Here is a 739-nt window from a genome sequence, read left to right on the forward strand (position 1 = left end):
CCCTCGGGAAGCACCTGTCGCATGATACTCGACACTGAGTGAACCGATCCTCGCGCGACGCTCATGGCGTGCAGCACGGGGAACTGCGCCAGATGCTTTGAGCTGAACAACGGATAGTATGTTGCGCGTTCGGTCGCCGGCATCTCATCCGGTCTGCGGCTCCAGTCCACAGTCACGAATACATTGCCGAACTCTTCACCCGGCTGCCCCGCGGCCCGCATTGCGTTCTTCACGTCTTTATCCTCCAGCAGGATGCAAACCTCGCTGTCCCGAGCCAAGAGCGGAAAATAGGCCAGATCCGACTCACCCATCAGACTGGATGAATCCTTCACAAACCCCCTCACCCGATCAGGAAGTGCGTCCAGGTAAGCCTGGCGCAGCGCCGCTGCCCTCTGCTGCAATCCCTCCTGCTTCCCGGCCGCATCCACTACCTGCAGCAGGTTGAAGCTGTTTGCACGCGCCCATTCGTATGCCTGCGGTTGCGGTTTCATCAGTTGCTCCTGAGCATGGTCGAGCACGGCGCTCAGTCCATTTGAATGCCACTCCCCCAGGTCAAGTCGAACGTCCTGCGAGCGCGAGAAATAGCCTCCCGACCATCTTTTGAACAAACGACCCGATCCGAGGACTTCGTTCCTGGTAGTCGGGATGGGAAAACAGAAAGCCCAAGACCGCCTCCTCAACTGCAGGATCATTGACACCCTCGTTGATGGCGTCGTCAAGCGCGACGATAGCCATCTCC

The 739-nt window shown here is 58.9% G+C and carries 2 protein-coding genes; both read right to left on the bottom strand.

The genetic code is table 11. The features are described from left to right. A partial coding sequence (locus P0D80_RS50785) for a hypothetical protein (protein ID WP_408296456.1) occupies positions 1 to 491 on the bottom strand: 491 nt, incomplete at its 3' end. A gap of 61 nt (positions 492 to 552) precedes the next feature. Next, a partial coding sequence (locus P0D80_RS50790) for a hypothetical protein (protein WP_408296459.1) occupies positions 553 to 739 on the bottom strand: 187 nt, incomplete at its 5' end.

It is taken from the genome of Paraburkholderia sp. RL17-373-BIF-A (assembly GCF_046030175.1).
Taxonomy (GTDB): domain Bacteria; phylum Pseudomonadota; class Gammaproteobacteria; order Burkholderiales; family Burkholderiaceae; genus Paraburkholderia.